We start from the raw sequence: 21,880 nt of genomic DNA, 5'->3' as shown, positions 1-21,880 counted from the left end.
GCGCTAGGCGATGAGTTCTGCCCCCATCGCTAGGCGATGAGTTCTGCCCCCATCGCTAGGCGATGAGTTCTGCCCCCATCGCTAGGCGATGAGTTCTGCCCCCATCGCTAGGCGATGAGTTCTACCAACGTCGCGTTGGCGGTTCCGCCGCCCTCACACATGGTCTGCAAACCGAACCGAATCCCGTTGTCGCGCATGTGGTTGAGCATGCGCGTCATGAGCACCGCACCCGACGCCCCGAGTGGATGCCCCAGGGCGATCGCCCCGCCGAGCGGGTTGAGCTTGGCTTCGTCGGCGCCGGTCTCGGCCAGCCATGCCAGCGGCACCGGCGCGAACGCCTCGTTCACCTCGAACACACCGACCTCGTCGAGGGTCACTCCGGCCTTGTGCAGGACCTTCTCGGTCGCCGGGATCGGACCGGTCAGCATCAGAACCGGGTCGGCACCGGTGACCGCGCCCGCACGGTAGCGGGCAATTGGGCTCAGTCTGAGCGCCACAGCGTTGTCGGCCGCCATCACCAGCAGCGCCGCGGCACCATCGGAGATCTGTGACGAATTCCCCGCATGGATGACGCCGTCGTCCTTGAAGGCCGGCTTGAGCCCCGCGAGCTTCTCCACCGTGCTCCCCCGTCGCACCCCTTCGTCAGCCACGACTGGTTCACCGTCGGTGAAGACCGGCATGATCTGCGATTCGAACGCGCCGTTGTCCTGCGCGGCAGCGGCCAGCTCGTGTGAGCGCACCGAGTACTCGTCGAGCCGGGTTCGGGAGAAGCCCCACTTCTGGGCGATCAACTCCGCCGAGATGCCCTGGTTGAACGAGAAATCGCCGTAGCGTTCGAGGACCTTGGGCCCGTAGGGCATTCCGGTGGCCCGCGCCGAACCGAGCGGCACCCGGCTCATCACCTCGACCCCGCCGGCGACGACGACGTCCTGCTGACCCGACATCACCGCGTGGACCGCGAAATCCAGCGCCTGCTGGCTCGACCCGCAGGCGCGGTTGACCGTGGTGCCGGGGATCGTCTCCGGCCAGCCCGCGGCAAGAGCCGCGTAGCGGCCGATGTTGCTCGACTGGTCGCCGACCTGAGACACACAGCCCCACACCACGTCGTCGACGATCTCGGGATCGATGCCCGCACGCTCGACGAGTGCGGTGAGCACGATCGCCGACAGGTCGGCGGCATGCATCTCCGACAGCCCGCCGTTGCGCTTGCCGACCGGCGTGCGCACCGCCTCCACGATCACGGTTTCACGCATTGTTCTTCTCCGATCCGGGCCCGATCGCCCATCGACCAGTAAATACGGCCTCGCGTTTGGCGGCGAACGCGGCATAGGCCTCCGCCGAATCCGCGGTGGCGAAGTTGCCCGGCTGTGCGCGGGCCTCATTGGCCAGCGCCTCACGCAGTGTCGCGTTGGCCCCGTCGTTGAGCAGCGCCTTGCTCTGCGCCAAGGCGACCGGTGGGCCCGCTGCGAGCCGGGCCGCCAGATCGGCGACGAAGCCGTCGATCTCGTCGGCGGGCCTCACCCAGGTGACCAGGCCCAGCGAGTGGGCCTCCGCGGCGTCGATCATGTCGGCCAGCAACACCAGCCGCTTGGCCTGTTGCAGACCCACCAGTTTGGGCAGCAGCCACGAACCGCCGAGGTCGACCGACAGGCCGCGCTTCGAAAAGATCTGGCAGAACCGGGCATCCGGCGTCGCCACCACGAAGTCACAACCGAGCGCCAGGTTCCAGCCGGCCCCGACCGCAACCCCGGTCACCTTGGCGATGGTGGGTACGGACAGTTCGTGCAGTGCGAGCGCGACATCGGTGAGCCGCCGTAACTTGTGTCGCGGGTGGATGTCCTCGGGTGTGCCGATGTCGGCGCCCGAGCAGAACGCCCCACCCGCGCCGGTGATCACCAATGCGCGAAGTTCGGTGTCGCGGGCGGCCGCCCGCAGGGCATCGGCCAGGTCCCCCCACAACTGCGCGTTGATCGCGTTCTTGCGGTCCGGCCGGTTCAGCGTCAGGGTCCGCACCCCGTCGCTGTCGGAACTCAGCAGCATGTCATCGCTCACTGGTACGCGGGCCCGATCACTCCGTCGGCACGTAGCCGCGCGAGATCCTCTGCCGTCAGCCCTAATTCACCCAGCACGGCATCGGTGTGCTGGCCCAAACCGGGTACCGCTCCCATCGGTTGCTCGAAGCCGGTGATCACCGGCGGGGGGCGCAGCGCGCGGATGTCACCCTTGGGGGTGGCGACAGTGCGCCACCGGTCCCGAGCGGTGAGGTGGGGGTGTGCGACGACCTCGCTGGGCAGGTTGTACCGCGAGTTGCCGATCCCGGCGTCGTCGGCGATCTTCTGGATCTCGGCGAGATCACGCTGGGCACACCACGATCCGATGGCTTCCTCCAAGATCTCGCGGTGGGCGCAGCGGTCAGGGTTGGTGGCGAAGCGGGGATCCTCGGCGAGGTCGGGGCGGTCGATGATCTCGCGGGCCACCCGCTGCCACTCCCGGTCGTTGGTCGTGCCGAGCGCCACCGTCTGACCGTCGCGCGTCGGAAACGCCCCGTACGGCGCGACGGCGGGTGAGCCGACGCCGAGCGGTTCCTGGTCGATGCCCGAATGCTGGGTGTATGTCAACTGATAACCCATCACGTCGGTCATCACGTCGAACAGGCTCAGCGCAACCGACTGGCTCGCGGCCCCGGCATTGCCCCTGCCTCGTCCGACCAGAAGCGCCAGGATGGAGATCGCCGCGTACAGGCCCGTCGAGAAATCGGCCATCGCGGGTCCCGGTTTGGCCGGCATCCCCGGGTAGCCCGTGACCGCGCACGATCCCGACTCCGCCTGCACGAGAAGGTCGTAGGCACGCTTGTGGGAGATCGGACCGCCGGGGCCGTAACCGTCGATCTCGACCGGAATCACGTTGGGATGACGCGTCGCGAGGTCACTGGGAGCCAAGCCCATCCGCGCGGTGGCACCCGGCGCGAGGTTCGACACGAACGCGTCCGCCCGGTCCAACAGGCGGTGCAGAAGGTCGATACCCTCGGGCGCTTTGGTGTTCAGCGTCACCGACTCCTTGCCGCGGTTGGCCCAGACGAAGTGCGCGGCCAAACCACCGGGCCCGTTAACGACGTCGTCGTAGTCGCGGGCGAAATCGCCGCCGTTGGGGTTCTCCACCTTGATCACGCGGGCCCCGAAGTCGGCGAGCACCCGGGTGCACATCGGCGCGGCCACGGCCTGCTCCATCGCGACGACCGTGACGCCGCTCAGTGGCGCTGGGGCGCTCACATGACCATTCCGCCGTCGACCGGCAGCACCTGTCCGGTGATGTAGGACGCGGCATCGGACGCCATGAACACGAACGCGCCCGCGACCTCCTCCGGGTCCGCCCACCGCTTCATCGGGATCCGGTTCATCATGTTCGCCGAGAACTTCTCATTGGTGCGGATCGTCTCGGTCATCGGCGTCGCGGCCAGCGGCGCCAGCGCGTTGACCATGATCTTCTTGGTCGCCAGTTCGCGCGCAAGGGATTTGGTGAACCCGATGATGCCCGCCTTGGCCGCCGAGTAGTTGACCTGGCCCAGCGTGCCGGTCAGCCCGGCCGCCGAGGTGACGTTGACGATACGGCCGGTGCCGTCGGTCGGGATGTGCGGCAGCGCGGCCTGGGTGACGTTGAACGCGCCCATCACGTGGATGTCGAACAACAGCCGGAACGACTCCTGCGTCGTCTTCTCGAACATCGCGGGCTTGGTGACGCCCGCGTTGTTGATCAGGATGTGTAGGGCGCCGTCGGTCAGCGCCGCCGCCTGCGCGGCCGCCGCGTCGGCGGAGTCCCGGTCGGAGACGTCCAGCGCGGCGGACTCCGCACGGCCGCCGCCGGCTGAAATCCGTTCGGCGACAGCGGCTGCGGCGTCCTTGTCCAGGTCGGTGACGAGGACCGCGGCGCCCGCGTCGGCGAGCGCCTGTGCGACGGCCGAGCCGATGCCGCCCGCGGCGCCGGTCACCAGCGCAGAACGGCCGGACAGGTCGAAATAGTTCACCATCGGTAGTCGTGCTCCTCCGTCAGTAGCTGCGCGGCAGTCCGAGGACATGCTCGCCGAGGAAGTTGAGGATCATCTCCTGGCTCACGGGCGCGATCTTCATCAGCCGCGACTCGCGGAAGTAGCGGGAGACGTGATACTCCTCGGAATAGCCCATGCCTCCGTGCAATTGCAGGGCCCGGTCGGCGGCGCCGAAGCCGGCGTCGGCGCACAGGTATTTGGCCGTATTGGCTTCGCGCCCACACGGTTTGCCGTTGTCATAGAGCCAGGTGGCCTTGCGTAACACCAACTCGGCCGCGTCGAGGCGGGCCAGCGAGTCGGCCAGCGGGAACTGCAGGCCCTGGTTCATGCCGATCGGCCGGTTGAACACATGCCGCTCGTTGCCGTACTTCACGGCCTTCTCCAACGCCACCCGGCCGATGCCCAGCGCCTCGGCCGCGATCAGCATCCGCTCGGGGTTGAGGCCGTCCAGGATGTACTTGAAGCCCTTGCCTTCTTCGCCGACGCGGTGCTCGACGGGCACCATCAGGTCGTCGATGAACACCTCGTTGGAGCTGACCGCGTTGCGTCCCATCTTCTTGATCGGCCGGATGTCGACGTGGTCGGGATCGAGGTCGGTCAGGAACAGCGTCATCCCGTCGGTCTTCTTGGTGACCTCGTCAAAAGGCACAGTCCTGGTCAGCAGCAGGATCTTCTCGGACTCCAGCGCTTTGGAGATCCAGACCTTGCGGCCGTTGATCCGGTACTTGTCGCCTTCCCGCTTGGCGAAGGTGGTGATGCGCGAGGTGTCCAGCCCCGCACCGGGTTCGGTGACGCCGAAGCAGACGTGCAGATCACCGTTGACGATGCGCGGCAGCGTCTCGGCCTTGAGCTCGTCGGAGCCGTGCTTGACGACGGGCTGCATCCCGAAGATCGACAGGTGAATGGCGCTGGCACCGTTCATCGCGGCCCCGGAGCGCGACACCTCTTCGAGCAACAGCGTGGCCTCGGTGATACCCAGACCGTGCCCGCCGTACTCTTCGGGGATGGTCATGCCGAGCCAGCCGCCCTTGGCGATCGCGTCGTAGAACTCCCGCGGGAACTCGTGTGCGAGATCCTTTTCCATCCAGTAGTGGTCGTCGAACTTGCTCGCCAACTCACGAACGGACTTGCGGATCAGCTCCTGGTCCTCGGTCAGCTCGAAACTCATCCCGCCAGGCACGGTGGTTCTCCTCTTGTCATCGTTCCGCAGAACAGTGCGCCGGCGCGTGAACGCAGCTTCCGCACCGGCGCACTCGAAGACGCTGCTTCCGACCCCGTGGCCGGACCTCCCGATACTTGCAGACCTCTCAGTCCGTGTTGCCACTCACCTGCTTGGCGCTGGCCGCGAAGTCCGCGAACGACGCGCCGGTCTTTTCCTTCTTCGACAGGGCTTGGATGGAGACGTCGTGGCCTTCGGCGGCCTTGCGCAGGGCACCCACGGTGGCCTGTTCGCGCGTCATGTGGGTGAACGGGTCCCAGTGATACCAGCGCATCGCGTTCTCGAAGGTCATCTTGTTGATCTCGTCGTCGGGCACATTGTTGGCGGTGAGTACCTCGTCGAGCTGCTCGGGAGCCCCGGGCCACATCGAGTCGCTGTGCGGGTAATCGGCCTCCCAGCAGATGTTGTCGATGCCGATCGCATTGCGGGTGGCCACCCCCACCGGATCGGCGATGAAACAGGTCAAGAAGTGCTCACGGAACACCTCACTGGGCAGCTTGCCGCCGAAGTCCTGACCCGTCCACGTCGAATGCATCTCAAAGGTGCGATCCACCCGCTCCAAAAAGTACGGAATCCACCCCGTACCGCCTTCAGACAGCGCGATCTTCAGCGTCGGGTATTCCTTGATCGGGCGCGACCACAACAGGTCGGCCGCGGCTTGCACGATGTTCATCGGCTGCAAGGTGATCATCACATCCATCGGCGCATCCGGGGCGGTGATCGCCAACCGGCCCGAGGAACCGATGTGCACGTTGAGCACGGTCTCGGTGTCCACCAGCGCATCCCACATCGGCTTCCAATGCTCGAAATCATGAAAGCTCGGATACCCCATGGCCGCCGGATTCTCGGTGAACGTCAACGAATGCACGCCGCGCTCAGCGTTGCGCCGGATCTCCTTGGCGCACTCGACCGGATCCCAGATCACCGGCAGCGTCATCGGGATGAACCGCGCCGGATAGGCCCCACACCACTCCTCGACGTGCCAGTCGTTGTAGGCCTTCACCAATGCCAGCGAGAACTCCTGATCCTCAGTGGCAAACAACCGACCCGCAAAACCGGGAAACGACGGAAAACACATCGAACCCAGGATGCCGCCGGCGTTCATGTCCTTGACCCGCTCATCAACCTGCCAACAGCCAGGCCGGATCTCATCCAGACCCTGCGGCTCCAGCCCGTACTCCTCCTTCGGGCGCCCCGCCACCGCATTGAGCGCCACATTCGGAATCACCGTGTCGCGGAACTGCCAGGTGTCCGACCCGTCCGGGTTGTGCACCAACCGCGGCGCCTCATCGATGTACTTCTTGGGCAGATGATTCTTGAACATATCGGGCGGTTCGACGATGTGATCATCAACGCTGATCAAGATCATCTCGTCCTTGTTCATGCCCGTTCCTTTCGTCGCGTCCCCCGAGGCTAGCTATCAGGACTGTCCTCAATGTGAGGAAACTATCTTCTCACCGTACGAGAATCAATGTCCGAAAGCCACCCTATGCCCTCCTGTCAGGGCGATTGGGTTCCGTGCGGCACCCGATTGACCACCGCGGGACGGCCTCCGCCGTTGACCATCGGCGAGAAAGGTGGAAATCTATTGGCGAAATATGAGAACCTGATTCTCATCACCGAGAGCACACCGGAAGGAGGCGCCTTGCGCGTGCCGCCGCTACCCGCGCAGGAGTGGGACGAAGCCGTCTACGAGGCCCTGTCCAGCATGTCTCCCGAACGGCGCAATCCCGAGCTGGCGGGCAACCTGCTGGCGACGATGGTCCGCCATCCGAAACTGACCCGCGCCTTCCTGCGGTTCAACTTCCACCTGCTCTACGGGTCGACGCTGCCGCCGCGGTTGCGGGAGTTGGCGGTGCTGCGCGTCGCACATCTGACCAATTGCGAATACGAGTGGCGGCACCACGTCGAGATGGGCCGCGACGAAGGCCTGACGGACGACGTCATCGACGCCCTCCAGCGCGGCGAGGCATCAGATGAACTCGACCGGGCCGTACTGCATGCGGTCGACGACCTCCAAGCCCACGCCACCATCTCCGACGCAACGTGGGCCGCATTGTCCGAACACCTCGAGGAACGTCAACTGATGGACCTCGTCTTCACCATCGGCTGCTATGGCGCACTCGCCATGGCCATCAACACTTTCGGCGTAGAACCAGACACCGAAAATCTCGCAGAGAGGTAGATAACCGTGGCGTTTTTCCCCAAACCAGCCGAGGGCAGCTGGACCGAGCACTGGCCTGAACTCGGTACCGCTCCGGTCAACTACGAGGACTCGATCGATCCCGAGCACTGGAAGCTGGAGCAGCAGGCCATCTTCCGCAAGACTTGGCTGCAGATGGGCCGGATCGAGCTGATTCCCAAGAAGGGCAGTTACATCACCCGTGAGCTGCCGTCGGTCGGCCCGGGCACATCGATCGTCATCGTAAACGATGGCGATGAGATCCGCGCCTTCTATAACCTGTGCCGCCATCGCGGCAACAAGCTGGTGTGGAACGACTATCCCGGCGAAGAAGTCTCGGGCACCTGCCGTCAGTTCGTCTGCAAGTACCACGCCTGGCGCTACAACCTCAAGGGCGACCTGACGTTCATTCAGCAGGAGCAAGAGTTCTTCGATATCGATAAGGCCGACTACCCACTCAAGCCGGTGCGCTGCGAGGTATGGGAGGGCTTCATCTTCGTCAACTTCGACGACGACGCGGTCTCGCTCGAGGAGTATCTGGGCGAGTTCGGGCAGGGACTGAAGGGTTATCCCTTCCATGAGATGACCGAGCACTACAGCTACCGCGCAGAGATCAAGTCGAACTGGAAGCTGTTCATCGACGCGTTCGTCGAGTTCTACCACGCGCCGATCCTGCACATGAAGCAGGCGGAGAAGGAGGAGGCCGAGAAGCTGGCCAAATTCGGCTTCGAGGCGCTGCACTACGACATCAAGGGTGATCATTCGATGATCTCGTCCTGGGGTGGCATGAGCCCGCCGAAGGACCTGAAGATGGTCAAACCCATCGAGCGCATTCTGCACAGCGGCCTGTTCGGGCCGTGGGATCGCCCCGACATCAAGGGCATCCTGCCCGACGAACTACCACCGGCGATCAATCCCGGCCGTCATGCGACGTGGGGCCAAGACTCATTCGAGTTCTTCCCGAACTTCACGCTGCTCTTCTGGGTGCCGGGTTGGTATCTGACGTACAACTACTGGCCGACTGGTGTGGACACCCACATCTTCGAGGCGGACCTGTACTTCGTACCACCAAAGAACCTGCGCGAGCGGCTCTCTCAAGAATTAGCCGCGGTGACGTTCAAGGAGTACGCGTTCCAGGACGCCAACACACTCGAAGCCACGCAGACGCAGATCGGCACCCGTGCCGTTCTCGACTTCCCGTTGTGCGACCAGGAAATCCTGCTGCGACACCTGCACCACACCGCCCACAAGTACGTCGATCGGTACAAGGAGTCGCTGGCGAGCGGAAATGGCGCCGGGGCGAACGGCGCAGCTCACGCCAAGACCGATAAGGAGGGAGCAAATGTCTAAGCTGCCTGAGGAGTTCGCGGACCTCGAGCGGTTCAGCGACTGGTGCCTGCCCACCGAGGAGGAGCGTTACCAGAAGCGGCTGAACTCCACGATGGAAGAGATGCAGGAACTGTACGACGCGGGCATGGCTAGGCTCGAGGACATCATGGTCTACGTCGACGCCCGCTTCCCGCTCAAGGGGATGCCGGACGATGCCAAGGCGCTGGTGCACCTCGGTCAGTCGATCGTCATGGTGAGCTTCCCCGTTGAGGTGTGGAAGCAGCCCCGCGTACTCGACAGCGGCGCCGCATATATCAAGCTCATCAAGGAGCCGGTGGTTTAGGAGTGCTGACCCTCAAAGCGGCGGGTCTGCTCGACGTCGACGCCGGACAGATCGTCCGGCCGGGCATCGTTCGGATCGACGGCGACCGCATCGTCGGCCTCGGCGGTGCGGCCGACGGCGAGGGTGAGGTCATCGATCTCGGTGACGCCATCCTGCTGCCCGGCCTGATGGACATGGAGGTCAACCTCCTAATGGGTGGCCGGGGCGAGAACCCCGGCCTATCCCAGGTCCAAGACGATCCCGCGACGCGGGTGCTGCGGGCCGTCGGCAATGCCCGGCGCACATTGCGGGCCGGTTTCACCACGGTTCGCAACCTCGGGTTGTTCGTCAAGACCGGCGGGTACCTGCTCGACGTCGCGTTGGGCAAGGCGATCGACGCGGGCTGGATCGACGGTCCGCGGGTGATCCCGGCCGGTCACGCGATCACCCCGACCGGCGGCCACCTCGACCCGACGATGTTCGCCGCATTCATGCCCGGCGCACTGGAGCTGACCATCGAGGAGGGCATCGCCAACGGCGTCGACGAGATCCGCAAGGCGGTGCGCTACCAGATCAAGCACGGCGCGCAGCTCATCAAGGTCTGCGTGTCCGGCGGTGTGATGTCGTTGACCGGAGAGGCTGGCGCGCAACACTATTCGGATGAGGAACTGCGGGCCATCGTCGACGAGGCGCACCGGCGTGGCTTGAAGGTGGCCGCGCACACCCACGGAGCCGAGGCGGTCAAGCACGCCGTCGCGTGCGGTATCGACTGCATCGAGCACGGCTTCCTGATGGACGACGAAGCCATCCAGATGCTCGTCGACAACGACCGGTGGCTCGTGACCACGCGCCGCCTCGCCGAGGCCATGGATGTGTCCCGTGCTCCGAAAGCCCTGCAGGACAAGGCCGCCGAGATGTTTCCGAAGGCGCGCACATCCATCAAGGCCGCTTACGAGGCAGGCGTGAAGATCGCCGTCGGCACCGATGCCCCGGCGATCCCCCACGGCAAGAACGCCGACGAGCTCGTCACGTTGGTGGATTGGGGTATGCCACCCGCGGCCGTGTTGCGCGCGGCCACCGTCGTCGCCGCCGATCTGATCGACAGAAGCGACCTGGGCCGCATCGCCGAGGGGTACCTCGCGGACATCGTCGCGGTGCCCGGGGATCCCCTCGCCGATATCAGTGTTACACGCGATGTCAGTTTTGTAATGAAGGGCGGTAAGGTCTTCCGACATGACTCGAACTGACGACCTCGTCGAGATCCAGCAGCTGCTGGCCAAGTACGCCGTCACCATCACCCAGGGCGATATCGAGGGGCTGACTTCGGTGTTCACCCCGGACGGGACGTACAGCGCGTTCGGCTCCACGTACACGCTGAACCGCTTCCCCGAACTCGTCGAGGCCGCGCCCAAGGGTCTGTTCATGACCGGCACGTCACTTGTGCATCTGGATCCGGACGACCCCGACAAGGCGTCGGGGACACAGCCACTGTGCTTCATCGAACACTCCAAACACGACATGCGCATCGGCTACTACAACGACACTTACGTCCGCACCGACGACGGCTGGCGGCTGAAAACCCGTGCCATGACGTTCATTCGGCGCAGCGGCGACCACGACTCCGGCCGCCCACACGCGATCGGAAGGCCCGAAGCTGGATGAGTGATGACCTCTTCGAGCCCGCCACATTCCGCGCCAGGCTGCGGGAATGGCTGGACGCCAGATTCGATTCCGGCGAACTGACCCCGCTCACCGACGACCATTCGCTCGACGCGCATCAAGCCCAGCACCTGCGGGTGCTCAAGGCGCTGTACGACGCCGACTGGATGCGCTACGGCTGGCCGGAGTCGGCCGGCGGGCTCGGCGGACCCGATATCCTGCGCGCCATCGTCGGCGAGGAGGTTGTGGGACGCGGTCTCGACCATCCGGGCCCGTATTCGATGCTCGACGTGCTCACGCCGACCATGATCGACTACGCCCGGCCGGAACTGGCCGCGGAGATGGTGCCGCGGCTGCTCTCGGGTGAAGAGTCGTGGTGTCAGGGTTTTTCCGAACCCGGTTCGGGCAGCGACCTGGCGTCGTTGACCACCCGCGCTGTGCCACAGGGCGACAACTGGGTGGTCAACGGCCAGAAGGTGTGGACCAGCTTCGCCCAGTACGCCACCCGCTGCATCCTGCTCACCCGCACCGGTGACGCGAATACGCCCAACCACGAGGCGATCACCGCATTCTTCGTCGACCTCGACTCCCCGGGTGTCTCGGTGCGGCCGCTACGCACCATGCACGACGTCGATGAGTTCTGCGAGGTGTACTTCGACGACGTCGTGGTGCCCGCGGATCGCATGCTGGGCAACCCCGGAGACGGTTGGAAACTGGCGATGGACCTGCTCCCCTACGAGCGTTCCACCTGCTTCTGGCAGCGCATCGCCTACCTGTATTCGCGGTTCGACGACCTCGTCAACGAAGTCAAAGGGCTTGGCACGGCCTCAGATTCGGATCTCGGCGAGGTATACCTGGCGCTGCACACGTTGCGCTGCCGTTCGCGCGCGACCCAGCACCGGCTGGGCGAGGGACAGAAACTGGGTGCGGACACCTCGATCGACAAGGTGTTGCTGGCGGGCGCCGAGCAGCGGCTCTACGACACCGTGCGCGACCTGCTGCCGGGGCGCATCGAACTCGACGACAACGTATGGCGGACCGAGTACCTGTATTCGCGGGCCGCGAGCATCTACGGCGGCACTGCCGAGGTGCAACGCAACATCATCGCCCGTCGCCTGCTCGATCTCGGTAAGGAGTGAGGAGTGGAATCCGGTTTGGACGCCGAATCACTGGCGATGCTCGAAGACACCCTGCGCAAGACGATGCTGTCCGCCTCGGGAGCCGAGCTGGACGCTGCGCTGGCGGAGCTGGGCTGGGCCGAGATGCTGGCGGACGCGCCCGACCAGGCGATTCCGCTGGTGTTCCGCCTGCTGGGCGAAACCGGTTCGCACGCTTCGGTTCTCAACGATGTGCTGCTGGAGACCATCGGCGGCCTGCCCGGTGGTACACCGCCGATGCCCTACACCGGCGGCAGCTGGGTGGTCTGGGAGCGCACGGCCAACACCGAGCCGACGCTGGGTGACCTGCCGTTGCGTCGGGTGCCCGACGGCGAGTTGATGCGAATGGGCGAGGCGCGTCGCGCGGTGGGCTGGTGGCTGGTCGGATCAGCACGCGGAATGCTCGCACTGGCCCGTCAGCACGCGTTGGACCGCGTCCAGTTCGGTAAGCCGATCGCGTCGTTCCAGGCCATCCGGCACCGGTTGGCCGAGACGCTCGTGGCGATCGAAGGCGCCGAGGCGACGCTGGGTCTGCCCGGTACGGAAAGCGCGGACCTCACGGCGATGCTGGCCAAGGCGGCCGCGGGCAAGGCGGCGATGACTGCGGCCAAGCACTGCCAGCAGGTGCTCGGCGGCATCGGCTTCACCGCCGAACATGATCTGCACCGGCACATCAAACGGGCCCTGGTGCTGGACGGATTGCTCGGCAGCTCACGCGAACTCACCAAAAGAGCCGGAGCCGGCCTGCGGGCAAGAGGCTCGGTCCCCCGCCTCGCCCACCTCTAGTTCATTCCGCGAGCTCCCCCTCCTTTTGGCGCGAGCGTGCGTGTTTGCACACGACACGCCGCGGAATATCAACACTTTGCGCGCGTTCGGCGCCACCGACTGTGCACAAAGGCGGTTTCATCCACAGACGGTGTTCTTTGCGTCCGAGCTGTTGACGCGTCGGCGCGAGGATTGCCGCCATGGATACCGCCCTGAGGCAGTTGTTCGACGAGCAAGGTGGCGTGGCGACCAGCGCCCAGATCCTGGCGATCATTCCGAGATACACATTCGAATCAGTGCTGAAAGCCAAGTATCTCGAGCGAATCTGGCACGGGATCTACTGTCTCGGAGAGCCAACGGACGAGCTACGGCTGCGCGGACTGGACCTGTCGTGTGGCACGACGGTACCGGTGTGCCTGTCGACCGCCGCGGCCCTGTTCGGCTTTGACACCGAAGGGCCTCCCGCACTTCACGTTCTCAATCCCCCCGGCCACCAGCTGCGCCCGGCCGACGGTCTTGTCGTGCACCGCCGGAAAGGCGCACCGCTGGTCCACACCGCCGACCGGATCGCGACGTCACCGGCATGGACCGCGATCGAAGTGGCCCGCGCTTTGCGACGGCCCCGCGCACTCGCAACGCTCGATGCCGCGCTCCGCTCCGGCACATGCACCCGGGCTGAGTTGTGGCGCGCGGCAATTCGACAGGCCGGCCGGCGCGGCATTGTCGCGGTGCGCGACCTACTTCCTCTCGCCGACGGACGCGCCGAATCCCCGATGGAAAGTGAAGCGCGGCTGGCAATGATCGACGGTGGATTGCCGATGCCCGAACTGCAGTACGAGGTCGTCGACGGCAACGGACAACTGCGACGTCTCGACTTCGCATGGCCGGATTGTCATGTCGCGGTCGAGTACGACGGCATCGATTGGCACACCGATCCCGACGTGCTGCGCAATGACCGCCGACGCCAACTCGCCCTGCAGGACGTCGGCTGGACCGTCATCGCGATCGTCTCAGACGACGTGCGGCACCGGGCGGCGGACTTCGTAGGCAGGATCGACCGACAGCTCCGTCACGCTCGCGCCGCGTGAGCGCGCGCAAAGTGTCGAAATCTGGCTGTGTGTCGCGCGCAGACACGCACGCTCGCGCCAACAAGGAATTACTGGATGCTGGCCTTCATCTCGTCGAGGTTCACCAGCACCGGCCATCCGCCGACGCTGAGCGCGTTGCCGTGGCCGGTCTGGTGGATGTCGAACACCGACTGGATGGCGGCGTAGAACCCCTGCACGTCGAGCGTCTGGTTCACCGCACGTTTGGCCTGGCGCAGCGCAAACGGTGACATCTTCGCGATCTGTTCGGCCATCGCCCTGGTTTCCGAGTCGAGCTGATCGCGCGGCACCACTTTGTTCACCATGCCGGTGGCAGCGACCTCCTCGGCCGTCATCGCGCGGCCGGTGAACAGGATCTCCTTGGCCTTGCGCGGCCCGAGTTCCCATGTGTGGCCGTGGTATTCGACGCCGCCGATGCCCATCAGCACCACCGGGTCGGAGAACTGGGCGTCGTCGGCCGCGATGATCAGATCGCACGGCCAGCACAACAGCAGCCCACCGGAGATGCAGCGCCCCTGCACCGCGGCGATCGAGGGCTTGGGCACATTGCGCCAGCGCAGCGTGTACTCCAGATAGCGCTTCGCTTCATGCTGGATGATGAATTCCAGCGTGATCTTGTCCGGTACCGGCCCCCCGCCGCGCAGGTCGTGCCCGGCCGAGAAGTGCTTCCCGTTGGCGCGCAACACGATCACCGACACCTCGGGATCCTCTGCCGCGCGGGTCCACGCCCCGTCGAGTTCGTCGAGCAGTTCCGGGTTCTGGGCGTTGGCGGCCTCGGGCCGGTTCAACGTGATGGTCGCGATGCGGTCGGCGACCTCGTATTCGATGTACATGGTGCGGTCCTTCTAGTTTCGAGGCAGTCCCAGCAGGCGCTGGGCGATGATGTTGCGTTGGATCTCTGAGGTGCCGCCGGCAATCGTGCCGCCGAACGTGCGAACGTAGCGCTCGAACCAGCCGCACCGGTACAACTCGAGATGCTGTGCGCTGTAGGGGCCCGAGAACGTCGGATGGGCCAACGCGTCGACGCCCGCCGCGCCCACCGCGTACTCGGCCGCCGACTGCGACGCCTCCGAGCCGAGGAGTTTGAGCACCGACAGAGCGGGCACATCCTCATCGCCGCGGGCGGCACGCGCGAGTGCCACCGAACCGAGCAGGCGCAGCGCCTGGTTGTCCATCACCAGCCCGGCGTACCGGTCGCGATCGAGTGCGGAGGTGGGACGGAAATCCTCGACCAGCTCCTGCAGGCGGTCCGCATAGCTGAGCCACAACATGTTTCGCTCATGCCCGAGCGAACCGTTGGCGACCCGCCAACCCTCGTTCAGCGGTCCGATCAAATTCTCCGCGGGCACCCGCACGTCGTTGAAGAAGACCTCGTTGAAATCGAGGTCGTCGGCGTCACACAGCGACGCGAACGGGCGCCGCACCACGCCCGGCAGGTCCGTCGGGATCATCAGCACACTGATGCCCTTGTGCTTGGGCGCCTTCGGATCGGTACGAACGAAAGTCAGCAGGACGTCGGCGTCGTGCGCCCCCGAGGTCCACACCTTCTGCCCATTGACGACGAAGTGGTCCCCGTCCTGCACCGCGGCCGTCCGCAGCGACGCGAGATCCGAGCCGGCGCCCGGCTCGCTCATCCCGAGCGACGCGGTGATCTCGGCGCGCAGGATCGGGATCGCCCAACGGCGCTGTTGTTCGGGCGTCCCGAACGAGATCAACGACGCGGAGATGATGCCCACGCCCTGCGGGTTGTAGGTCAAATACACGCGCCAACGTGCCAGTTCCTGCTGATGGACGTACTGCTGCAGGATCGTCGCGTTGCGCCCGCCAAATTCCGGCGGATAGCCGGGCAGCAGCCAGCCGTGGTCGAACATCAGCCGCTGCCAGTCTCGAGCCCAGCCCGGCACGTCGCTGCTGGAGCGCGAGCGCTCGAGCGCCACGTCATCGGAGGGAAGATGTTCGTCGAGGAAGGCGTTGAATTCGGCGCGGAACGCCTCGACATCAGCATCGAAGGTGAGCTGCACGGGACTCCCGCCGGATCAAATCTTTGGTAGGACTATTGTTATCTCCAAAATGAGAATACTATTCTCATCGTGAGAAAGTTACAATCTCTGACACGTTGGCCGCGAGGGGGTCGAGGACCGCAATGGCGAGACGTTCTCCGGTACAGTCAGTTCATGTTCTCCCCACCCGGCCGGCGTCTGAGCCACCGGTGACAAGCCCCAGCGAAGAGCCCGCCTGGAAGCAGCGTGCGGTCGAACGGTCGATCAAAACGGCGAAGCTCCGGGCCGCGCAACGCGTGCAGCGCTTCCTGGACGCCGCTCAGGCGATCATCATCGAAAAAGGCAGCACCGACTTCACCGTCCAAGAGGTCGTCGACCGCTCGCGGCAGTCGCTACGCAGCTTCTACCTGCAGTTCGACGGTAAGCATGAGCTGCTGCTGGCGCTTTTCGAGGATGCACTGAGCCGGTCGGCCGACCAGATCCGCGCCGCCACCACCACCGAGGACGAGCCGATCGAGCGACTCAAGGTCGCCGTGCAGTTGCTCTTCGAATCCTCGCGTCCGGACCCCACCGCCAAGCGCCCGCTGTTCACCGACTTCGCGCCTCGGCTGCTGCTCTCGCACCCCGCCGAGGTCAAGGTCGCGCACGCACCACTGCTCGCACTGCTGACGGAACTGATGGAAGAGGCCGGCGAGGCGGGCCAGTTGCGGGAGGGCATCAACCCGAAGCGGATGGCGGCCATGACGATGCAGACCGTCATGTTCGTGGCCCAGTCCAACGGTGCCGAGGACGGCACAACGCACCCGATCACCGCCGACGAGGTCTGGGACTTCGTCTCGCACGGTTTTGCCGCCCAATAGGCGGAGAACTTCGTTCTCACGTCCGGCGCGAGAATCGCGTTCTCGGCTCCCAGCGCTTTGCCCGCGGGCGCCCGACACGCTCTGTGGAGAATCGGATTCTTCCCAGCGAAGAGCTTAAATATTCCGTTTTGAATCCCGTATTGACACTCCTCCGGAGCGAATGCCAGAGTTGTGAGACAAATGCCAGCCCACTGTCTTATGCGACCTGACCGGCGAGAGGCGATCCGGTGACGATCAGCGCTGAAAATCCCGACGTGCACGAAGCGAAGCAAGACGAGTTGTACTACGACCCGTACAGCGTCGACCTCAACATGAACCCCTATGCGGTCTTCGCGCGTCTGCGTGAAGAGGCCCCGCTGTACTACAACGACAAGCACGACTTCTACGCGTTAAGCCGGTTCGAGGACGTCAACAAGGCCGTCATCGACCACCAGACCTTCATCTCTGGTCGCGGTGCGTTGCTCGAGATCATCAAATCGGGCATGGAAATCCCCCCGGGCACACTGATTTTCGAAGACCCGCCGATCCACAACATCCACCGCAACCTGCTGTCCCGGGTGTTCACCCCGCGCAAAGTGCAGGCGCTGGAGCCTCAGATCCGCGAGTTCACCGCCCGTTGCCTGGACCCGTTGACCGGCACGGACAAATTCGACTTCGTCACCGATCTCGGCGCGCAGATGCCGATGCGGGTCATTGGAATGCTGTTGGGCATTCCCGAAGCCGACCAGCGCCGCGTCACCGAACACGGTGAAGCGACGTTGCAGAGCGACTCGGTCGATCTACTGGCAAGCGGTGAGGTGTTCGCCGAGTTCATCGACTACCGCACCGAACATCCCTCCGACGACATCATGACGGATCTGCTGAACGCCGAGTTCGAAGACGAAACCGGCACCCGTCGCCGACTACGCCGGGAAGAACTGTTGATGTACCTGACGGTCATCGCCACGGCGGGCAGCGAGACCACGACGCGCTTGATCGGTTGGGCCGGAAAGACACTCGCCGATTACCCCGACCAGCGCGCCGAGTTGGCCGCAGACCCGAGCCTCATTCCGCAGGCGATCGAAGAGATCCTGCGCTGGGAACCGCCCGCGCTGCAGATCGCCCGTTACGTGACCCGTGATGTGGAGTACTACGGCCAGACGGTCCCCGAGGGATCGGCCATGCTGATGCTGGTGGGTGCGGCCAACCGCGACCATCGCCGCTTCCCGCCGGACGGCGACGTCTTCGATATCCACCGAGAGCTGCACTCACACATGACTTTCGGCGCCGGAACCCACTTCTGCATGGGTAACGCGCTCGCCCGACTGGAGGGCCGGATCGCGCTCGAGGAAATCCTCAAGAGATTCCCGACCTGGGAGGTCGACTGGCCCAACGCGCGCCCGTCGCAGACCACCGCGGTCCGCGGCTGGGAATCCATGCCCACCTTCGTGAACTCGAAATAGCACCGAGACCCCTGTAACCACAACGAATTGAGGTAACCGATGACCGGACGCGTTGAAGGCAAGGTCGCTTTCATCACCGGCGCCGCCCGCGGCCAGGGCCGCGCACATGCCGTACGGCTGGCCCAGGAAGGCGCCGACATCATCGCCGTCGACATCTGCAAGCAGATCGACAGCGTGCAGATTCCACTGTCGACGCCCGAAGACCTTGCGGAAACCGCTGATCTGGTGAAGGGCCTCAACCGCCGCATCTACACCGCCGAGGTCGACGTCCGCGACTTCGACGCGCTCAAGGCCGCCGTCGACACCGGAGTCGAACAGCTCGGCCGGCTGGACATCATCGTCGCCAACGCCGGCATCGGCAACGGCGGCGCGACGCTGGACAAAACCAGCGAAGGTGACTGGACCGACATGATCGATGTCAACCTCGGCGGCGTCTGGAAGAGCGTCAAGGCCGGTGTCCCGCACATCCTGGCCGGTGGCCGCGGCGGTTCGATCATTCTCACCAGTTCGGTCGGCGGCCTGAAGGCCTACCCGCACACGGGCCATTACGTCGCGGCGAAACACGGTGTGGTGGGCCTGATGCGGACGTTCGCGGTCGAGCTCGGCGCACAGAACATCCGGGTCAACTCCGTGCATCCGACCAACGTCAACACGCCGCTGTACATGAACGAGGGGACGATGAAGCTGTTCCGTCCCGACCTGGAGAACCCGGGCCCCGACGACATGAAGGTCGTTGCGCAGATGATGCACACGCTGCCGATCGGCTGGGTGGAGCCCGAGGACATCGCCAACGCGGTGCTGTTCCTGGCCTCCGACGAGAGCCGCTACATCACCGGCGTGACGCTGCCGGTCGACGGCGGCAGCTGCCTCAAGTAACGGGGCCCGGCAGATGACCGCCGCCGAGCTGTCGCTTCCGCGCAGTTGGGAGGAGATCACGCCGGGGTGGATGACGGCGGTGCTCGGGAAGCACTTCCCGGGCGCCACCGTCGACGCCGTCAGCGTCGCGCTGCGCGACGACGGCACCAACCGCCGGGCGCGGCTGGCGCTGAGGTATTCGGCGGGGTCGGGTCCGGCGACAGTGTTCGCCAAGGCCGTCGACCCCGACCACGCCGAACTCGTCGCACTCACCAGCGGCCTGTTCCACGAACCGCGGCTTTTCACTTCGGGGGTGTCACTGCCGCTGGACCATCCGACTGTCTACGCCGCGCTGATCGACGAGCCCGGCTCGAGCTTCGTGATGATCATGGAGGACGTCGTCGCGCGCGGCGCCGACCCACGCGACTCCACCCGGCCGATGACGGTCGAGCAGGTCGCCAACGGAGTGCGCGGGCTGGCGCGCATGCACAGCCAGTTCTGGGGTGAGCGGCTCACCGCGAACCCAGCGCTGGGCTGGGTCGAGCCGTTCGTCGCGTTCGAAGGCCTCGAGCATGCTCCGCTCGACATCGCCCGAGAACGACTGGGCAACACCGTGTCCTCGGAGATCGTCGAGATGAGCGGCACGGAGCTTTTCGTCGATATCTGGGCCCGCTACATCGGCACCCTCACCGGAACTTCGAAGTCACCCGAGACGCTGCTGCACGGTGATCCGCACATCGGCAACACCTACGTGTTGCCCGATGACGACGTGGGGTTCCTGGACTGGCAGATGGCCCGACGCGGTAACTGGTCGCTGGATCTGGGCTACTTCGTGCAGGGTGCGCTGACGATCGAGGACCGCAGAAAAGCCGAGCGGGATCTGCTCGACGAGTACCGGGCCGCGCTCAGGCTGCCCGCCGCCGAACTTCCGTCGGCCGAGGAGGTGTGGCTGCGCTACCGCGCGTCGGTCGCGCACGGGCTGGCCATCTGGATGGCCACCCTCTCCGGGGGCGACGCCTGGCAGGGCGCGGACATCTGTTTAGCTCTGGCACAACGGTATTCGGCGGCGTTCGTCGACCTCGACACCCGCGCCGCGCTGTCGGCCCTGGACTGACCGCGTCCAGCCCGTCACCTGAAACTGAAGGAGAAAAGGGTGACCCGTCTTCGGGACCTGCTCGACATGAGCGACAAGGTCGTGGTCATCACTGGCGGCAGCCGCGGGATCGGCCGGGCCGTCGCCCAGGGGTTCGCGGAGGCGGGCGCCGATGTGGTGATCGCCAGCCGAAAGCTCGAGAACTGTGAAGCGGTCGCCGCGGAGATCGAGCGCACCACCGGTCGGCGCGCTCTGCCCGTCGGATGCCATGTGGGCCGGTGGGACGACTCCGAGGCGCTCCTCGAGAAGGTCTACGACGCCTTCGGTCGATGCGATGTGCTGATCAACAACGCCGGAATGTCGCCGGTGTACGACGATCTCACCTCTGTCACGCAGGAACTCTACGACAAGGTGCACGCGGTCAATGCGCGCGGACCGTTCCGGCTGGCAACGCTTTTCGGAACTCGGATGGCGGAGGCGGACGGCGGGTCGATCATCAACGTCACCACGGCGGGCACACTGCGACCAGATACGGCCGACCTCCCCTATGCCATGGCGAAGGCGGGGCTCAACGCCCTGACCCTGGCCCTAGCCGGGGCGTGGGCGCCGAAGGTTCGGGCCAACCTCGTCATGCCGGGTGCGTTCGACACCGATATCTCGAAATCCTGGGGCCCGCAGGCGCAGGCCGCGGCGGCGGCGATGAATCCGATGAAGCGCATCGGGGTGCCCGAGGACATGGTCGGCTTGTGCGTTTTCCTGGCCAGCGACGCGGCCGGTTACATCAACGGAGCACAGATTCTCGTCGACGGCGGACTGTTCCGCACTCTCTAAACCCGCGCGACTCGAGCGCATTCAGATCCCGATGACGATCTTGCCCAATGCCTTGCGCTCCGCGACGTGGCGCAACGCGACCGCGGCATCGTCGAGCGGAAAACGCCCACCGATGTACGGTCGCAGCTTCCCTTCGGCGAAGAGTGCGTCCAGCTCTTCGTCGTCGCGTATGACCTCGTCCGGATAGTCGGACGCGAAGGTCCGGATCTCCATGCCGCGCACGGTGATCCCTTTGAGCAGAACAAGATTCAGGGGAATGGAAGGAATCTCACCGGCCGCGTACCCGAGCGTGACGAATGTTCCGCCCCGCCCCAGGCCCCGCAGCGCGGGCAGGGAGTACGGCCCGCCGACGGGGTCGACGACGATCTGTGCGCCGGCCTTGCCGGTGATCTCCTTGATCCGGTCCCGCAGGTTTTCGCGGTCGTAGTCCACACATGCTTCGGCCCCGCGCTGGCGGCACAGCTCGAGCTTTTCCTCGCCGGAGGCCGCGGCCAGCACCCTGCCCCCGAGAAGTTGCGCAATGTCGACGGCGGCGATACCCACGCCCCCGGCGGCACCGAGCACGACGACCCAATCACCCGGGCACACCGGCGCGATCGTGCGCAAGGTGTAGTAAGCGGTCCGATACGTGACCCCGAACGCGGCGGCTTCGGCGTAGTCGACGCCATCCGGAATCGGCGACACCGCGCGTGCGTCCACCACCGCCTGCTCGGCGAAGGCACCGACGAACGTCGTCGCCGTCACTCGGGAGCCGACGCGGCAGTCGACGCCGTCACCGACGGCGATCACCTCTCCGGCCATCTCGCTGCCGGGGCTGAAGGGAGGCGGGACCTTGACCTGATAGTTGCCGCCGATCAACAGCACATCGGGATAGTTCACCGCAGCCGCACGCACCCTGATGACGACTTGACCGGGTTGCGGTGTCGGGTCGGGAAGTTCGTCGAGCACGAGATCCTCCGGTTGGCAATACTCCCGGCACACGACCGCTCTCATCACTCACTCCAATCGTTCGATCACC

General features: G+C 65.4%; 22 protein-coding genes. 13 read left to right on the top strand and 9 right to left on the bottom strand.

Features of this window, described 5'->3' with window-relative positions:
* Positions 1 to 107 precede the first annotated feature (107 nt).
* From AAHH99_RS18420 to AAHH99_RS18395, 6 genes are all read right to left on the bottom strand, one after another.
* The gene (locus tag AAHH99_RS18420; RefSeq protein ID WP_418769995.1) at positions 108 to 1,253 is read right to left on the bottom strand and encodes a thiolase family protein; all 1,146 of its coding nucleotides are present in this window, start codon (positions 1,251 to 1,253) and stop codon (positions 108 to 110) included.
* On the bottom strand, positions 1,246 to 2,040 hold the full coding sequence (locus AAHH99_RS18415) for an enoyl-CoA hydratase/isomerase family protein (RefSeq protein ID WP_082680970.1): 795 nt from the start codon (positions 2,038 to 2,040) through the stop codon (positions 1,246 to 1,248). Before AAHH99_RS18415 ends, AAHH99_RS18420 begins: the two co-directional genes overlap by 8 nt.
* Before the next feature lie 8 nt (positions 2,041 to 2,048).
* On the bottom strand, positions 2,049 to 3,269 hold the full coding sequence (locus AAHH99_RS18410) for a CaiB/BaiF CoA transferase family protein (RefSeq protein WP_418769994.1): 1,221 nt from the start codon (positions 3,267 to 3,269) through the stop codon (positions 2,049 to 2,051).
* Complete coding sequence (locus AAHH99_RS18405) at positions 3,266 to 4,024, bottom strand: SDR family NAD(P)-dependent oxidoreductase (RefSeq protein ID WP_064414599.1); 759 nt, start codon at positions 4,022 to 4,024, stop codon at positions 3,266 to 3,268. Before AAHH99_RS18405 ends, AAHH99_RS18410 begins: the two co-directional genes overlap by 4 nt.
* A 19-nt stretch (positions 4,025 to 4,043) precedes the next feature.
* Entirely contained in the window at positions 4,044 to 5,210 is a 1,167-nt protein-coding gene (locus AAHH99_RS18400; RefSeq protein WP_064350243.1) for an acyl-CoA dehydrogenase family protein, read from the bottom strand.
* Positions 5,211 to 5,349: 139 nt separating this feature from the next.
* Entirely contained in the window at positions 5,350 to 6,645 is a 1,296-nt protein-coding gene (locus AAHH99_RS18395; protein WP_418769993.1) for an amidohydrolase family protein, read from the bottom strand.
* A gap of 261 nt (positions 6,646 to 6,906) precedes the next feature.
* On the opposite strand from AAHH99_RS18395, the gene AAHH99_RS18390 reads away from it, so the two are divergent.
* From AAHH99_RS18390 to AAHH99_RS18355, 8 genes are all read left to right on the top strand, one after another.
* A complete protein-coding gene (locus tag AAHH99_RS18390; RefSeq protein ID WP_418770267.1) occupies positions 6,907 to 7,446 on the top strand; it encodes a carboxymuconolactone decarboxylase family protein in 540 nt (179 codons plus the stop codon).
* Positions 7,447 to 7,452: 6 nt separating this feature from the next.
* The gene (locus AAHH99_RS18385) at positions 7,453 to 8,793 is read left to right on the top strand and encodes an aromatic ring-hydroxylating oxygenase subunit alpha (RefSeq protein WP_418769992.1); all 1,341 of its coding nucleotides are present in this window, start codon (positions 7,453 to 7,455) and stop codon (positions 8,791 to 8,793) included.
* Positions 8,786 to 9,115 (top strand): hypothetical protein, encoded by a 330-nt coding sequence (locus AAHH99_RS18380; RefSeq protein ID WP_067386538.1) that lies wholly within the window; start codon positions 8,786 to 8,788, stop codon positions 9,113 to 9,115. Before AAHH99_RS18385 ends, AAHH99_RS18380 begins: the two co-directional genes overlap by 8 nt.
* 2 nt (positions 9,116 to 9,117) lie before the next feature.
* Positions 9,118 to 10,341 carry a metal-dependent hydrolase family protein gene (locus AAHH99_RS18375; RefSeq protein WP_064412957.1) on the top strand — a complete coding sequence of 408 codons (1,224 nt, stop codon included), beginning with the start codon at positions 9,118 to 9,120 and terminating at the stop codon, positions 10,339 to 10,341.
* On the top strand, positions 10,328 to 10,756 hold the full coding sequence (locus AAHH99_RS18370; RefSeq protein WP_064346538.1) for a nuclear transport factor 2 family protein: 429 nt from the start codon (positions 10,328 to 10,330) through the stop codon (positions 10,754 to 10,756). Before AAHH99_RS18375 ends, AAHH99_RS18370 begins: the two co-directional genes overlap by 14 nt.
* Positions 10,753 to 11,892 carry an acyl-CoA dehydrogenase family protein gene (locus AAHH99_RS18365; RefSeq protein WP_418769991.1) on the top strand — a complete coding sequence of 380 codons (1,140 nt, stop codon included), beginning with the start codon at positions 10,753 to 10,755 and terminating at the stop codon, positions 11,890 to 11,892. Before AAHH99_RS18370 ends, AAHH99_RS18365 begins: the two co-directional genes overlap by 4 nt.
* A gap of 36 nt (positions 11,893 to 11,928) precedes the next feature.
* Positions 11,929 to 12,696 (top strand): acyl-CoA dehydrogenase family protein, encoded by a 768-nt coding sequence (locus AAHH99_RS18360; RefSeq protein ID WP_064346555.1) that lies wholly within the window; start codon positions 11,929 to 11,931, stop codon positions 12,694 to 12,696.
* A 179-nt stretch (positions 12,697 to 12,875) separates the two neighbouring features.
* Positions 12,876 to 13,763: a type IV toxin-antitoxin system AbiEi family antitoxin domain-containing protein gene (locus AAHH99_RS18355; protein WP_067386532.1), complete on the top strand. Its 888-nt coding sequence runs from the start codon at positions 12,876 to 12,878 to the stop codon at positions 13,761 to 13,763.
* Between the two features lie 68 nt (positions 13,764 to 13,831).
* On the opposite strand, the gene AAHH99_RS18350 is transcribed toward AAHH99_RS18355, so the two are convergent.
* Positions 13,832 to 14,614, bottom strand: coding sequence for an enoyl-CoA hydratase (locus AAHH99_RS18350; RefSeq protein WP_064346535.1), 783 nt, complete (start codon positions 14,612 to 14,614; stop codon positions 13,832 to 13,834).
* A 12-nt stretch (positions 14,615 to 14,626) separates the two neighbouring features.
* Positions 14,627 to 15,802: an acyl-CoA dehydrogenase family protein gene (locus tag AAHH99_RS18345; RefSeq protein ID WP_418769990.1), complete on the bottom strand. Its 1,176-nt coding sequence runs from the start codon at positions 15,800 to 15,802 to the stop codon at positions 14,627 to 14,629.
* 122 nt (positions 15,803 to 15,924) lie between these two features.
* On the opposite strand from AAHH99_RS18345, the gene AAHH99_RS18340 reads away from it, so the two are divergent.
* The 5 genes from AAHH99_RS18340 to AAHH99_RS18320 all read left to right on the top strand — a co-directional run bounded on the left by AAHH99_RS18340 (position 15,925) and on the right by AAHH99_RS18320 (position 20,862).
* Complete coding sequence (locus AAHH99_RS18340) at positions 15,925 to 16,641, top strand: TetR/AcrR family transcriptional regulator (RefSeq protein ID WP_082680964.1); 717 nt, start codon at positions 15,925 to 15,927, stop codon at positions 16,639 to 16,641.
* 311 nt (positions 16,642 to 16,952) lie between these two features.
* A complete protein-coding gene (locus AAHH99_RS18335; protein ID WP_418770265.1) occupies positions 16,953 to 18,083 on the top strand; it encodes a cytochrome P450 in 1,131 nt (376 codons plus the stop codon).
* A 39-nt stretch (positions 18,084 to 18,122) separates the two neighbouring features.
* A complete protein-coding gene (locus AAHH99_RS18330; protein ID WP_064346531.1) occupies positions 18,123 to 18,959 on the top strand; it encodes a mycofactocin-coupled SDR family oxidoreductase in 837 nt (278 codons plus the stop codon).
* A gap of 13 nt (positions 18,960 to 18,972) precedes the next feature.
* Positions 18,973 to 20,052: a phosphotransferase gene (locus AAHH99_RS18325; protein ID WP_418769988.1), complete on the top strand. Its 1,080-nt coding sequence runs from the start codon at positions 18,973 to 18,975 to the stop codon at positions 20,050 to 20,052.
* Between the two features lie 66 nt (positions 20,053 to 20,118).
* The gene (locus tag AAHH99_RS18320) at positions 20,119 to 20,862 is read left to right on the top strand and encodes an SDR family NAD(P)-dependent oxidoreductase (protein WP_418770264.1); all 744 of its coding nucleotides are present in this window, start codon (positions 20,119 to 20,121) and stop codon (positions 20,860 to 20,862) included.
* Between the two features lie 21 nt (positions 20,863 to 20,883).
* Here AAHH99_RS18320 and AAHH99_RS18315 read toward each other — a convergent pair whose 3' ends face one another.
* Positions 20,884 to 21,855, bottom strand: coding sequence for an NADPH:quinone oxidoreductase family protein (locus AAHH99_RS18315; protein WP_418769987.1), 972 nt, complete (start codon positions 21,853 to 21,855; stop codon positions 20,884 to 20,886).
* Positions 21,856 to 21,880 lie beyond the last annotated feature (25 nt).

It is taken from the genome of Mycobacterium neumannii (genome assembly GCF_048452905.1).
GTDB lineage: Bacteria > Actinomycetota > Actinomycetes > Mycobacteriales > Mycobacteriaceae > Mycobacterium > Mycobacterium neumannii_B.
This window is presented reverse-complemented; position numbering and strand designations above follow the sequence as displayed.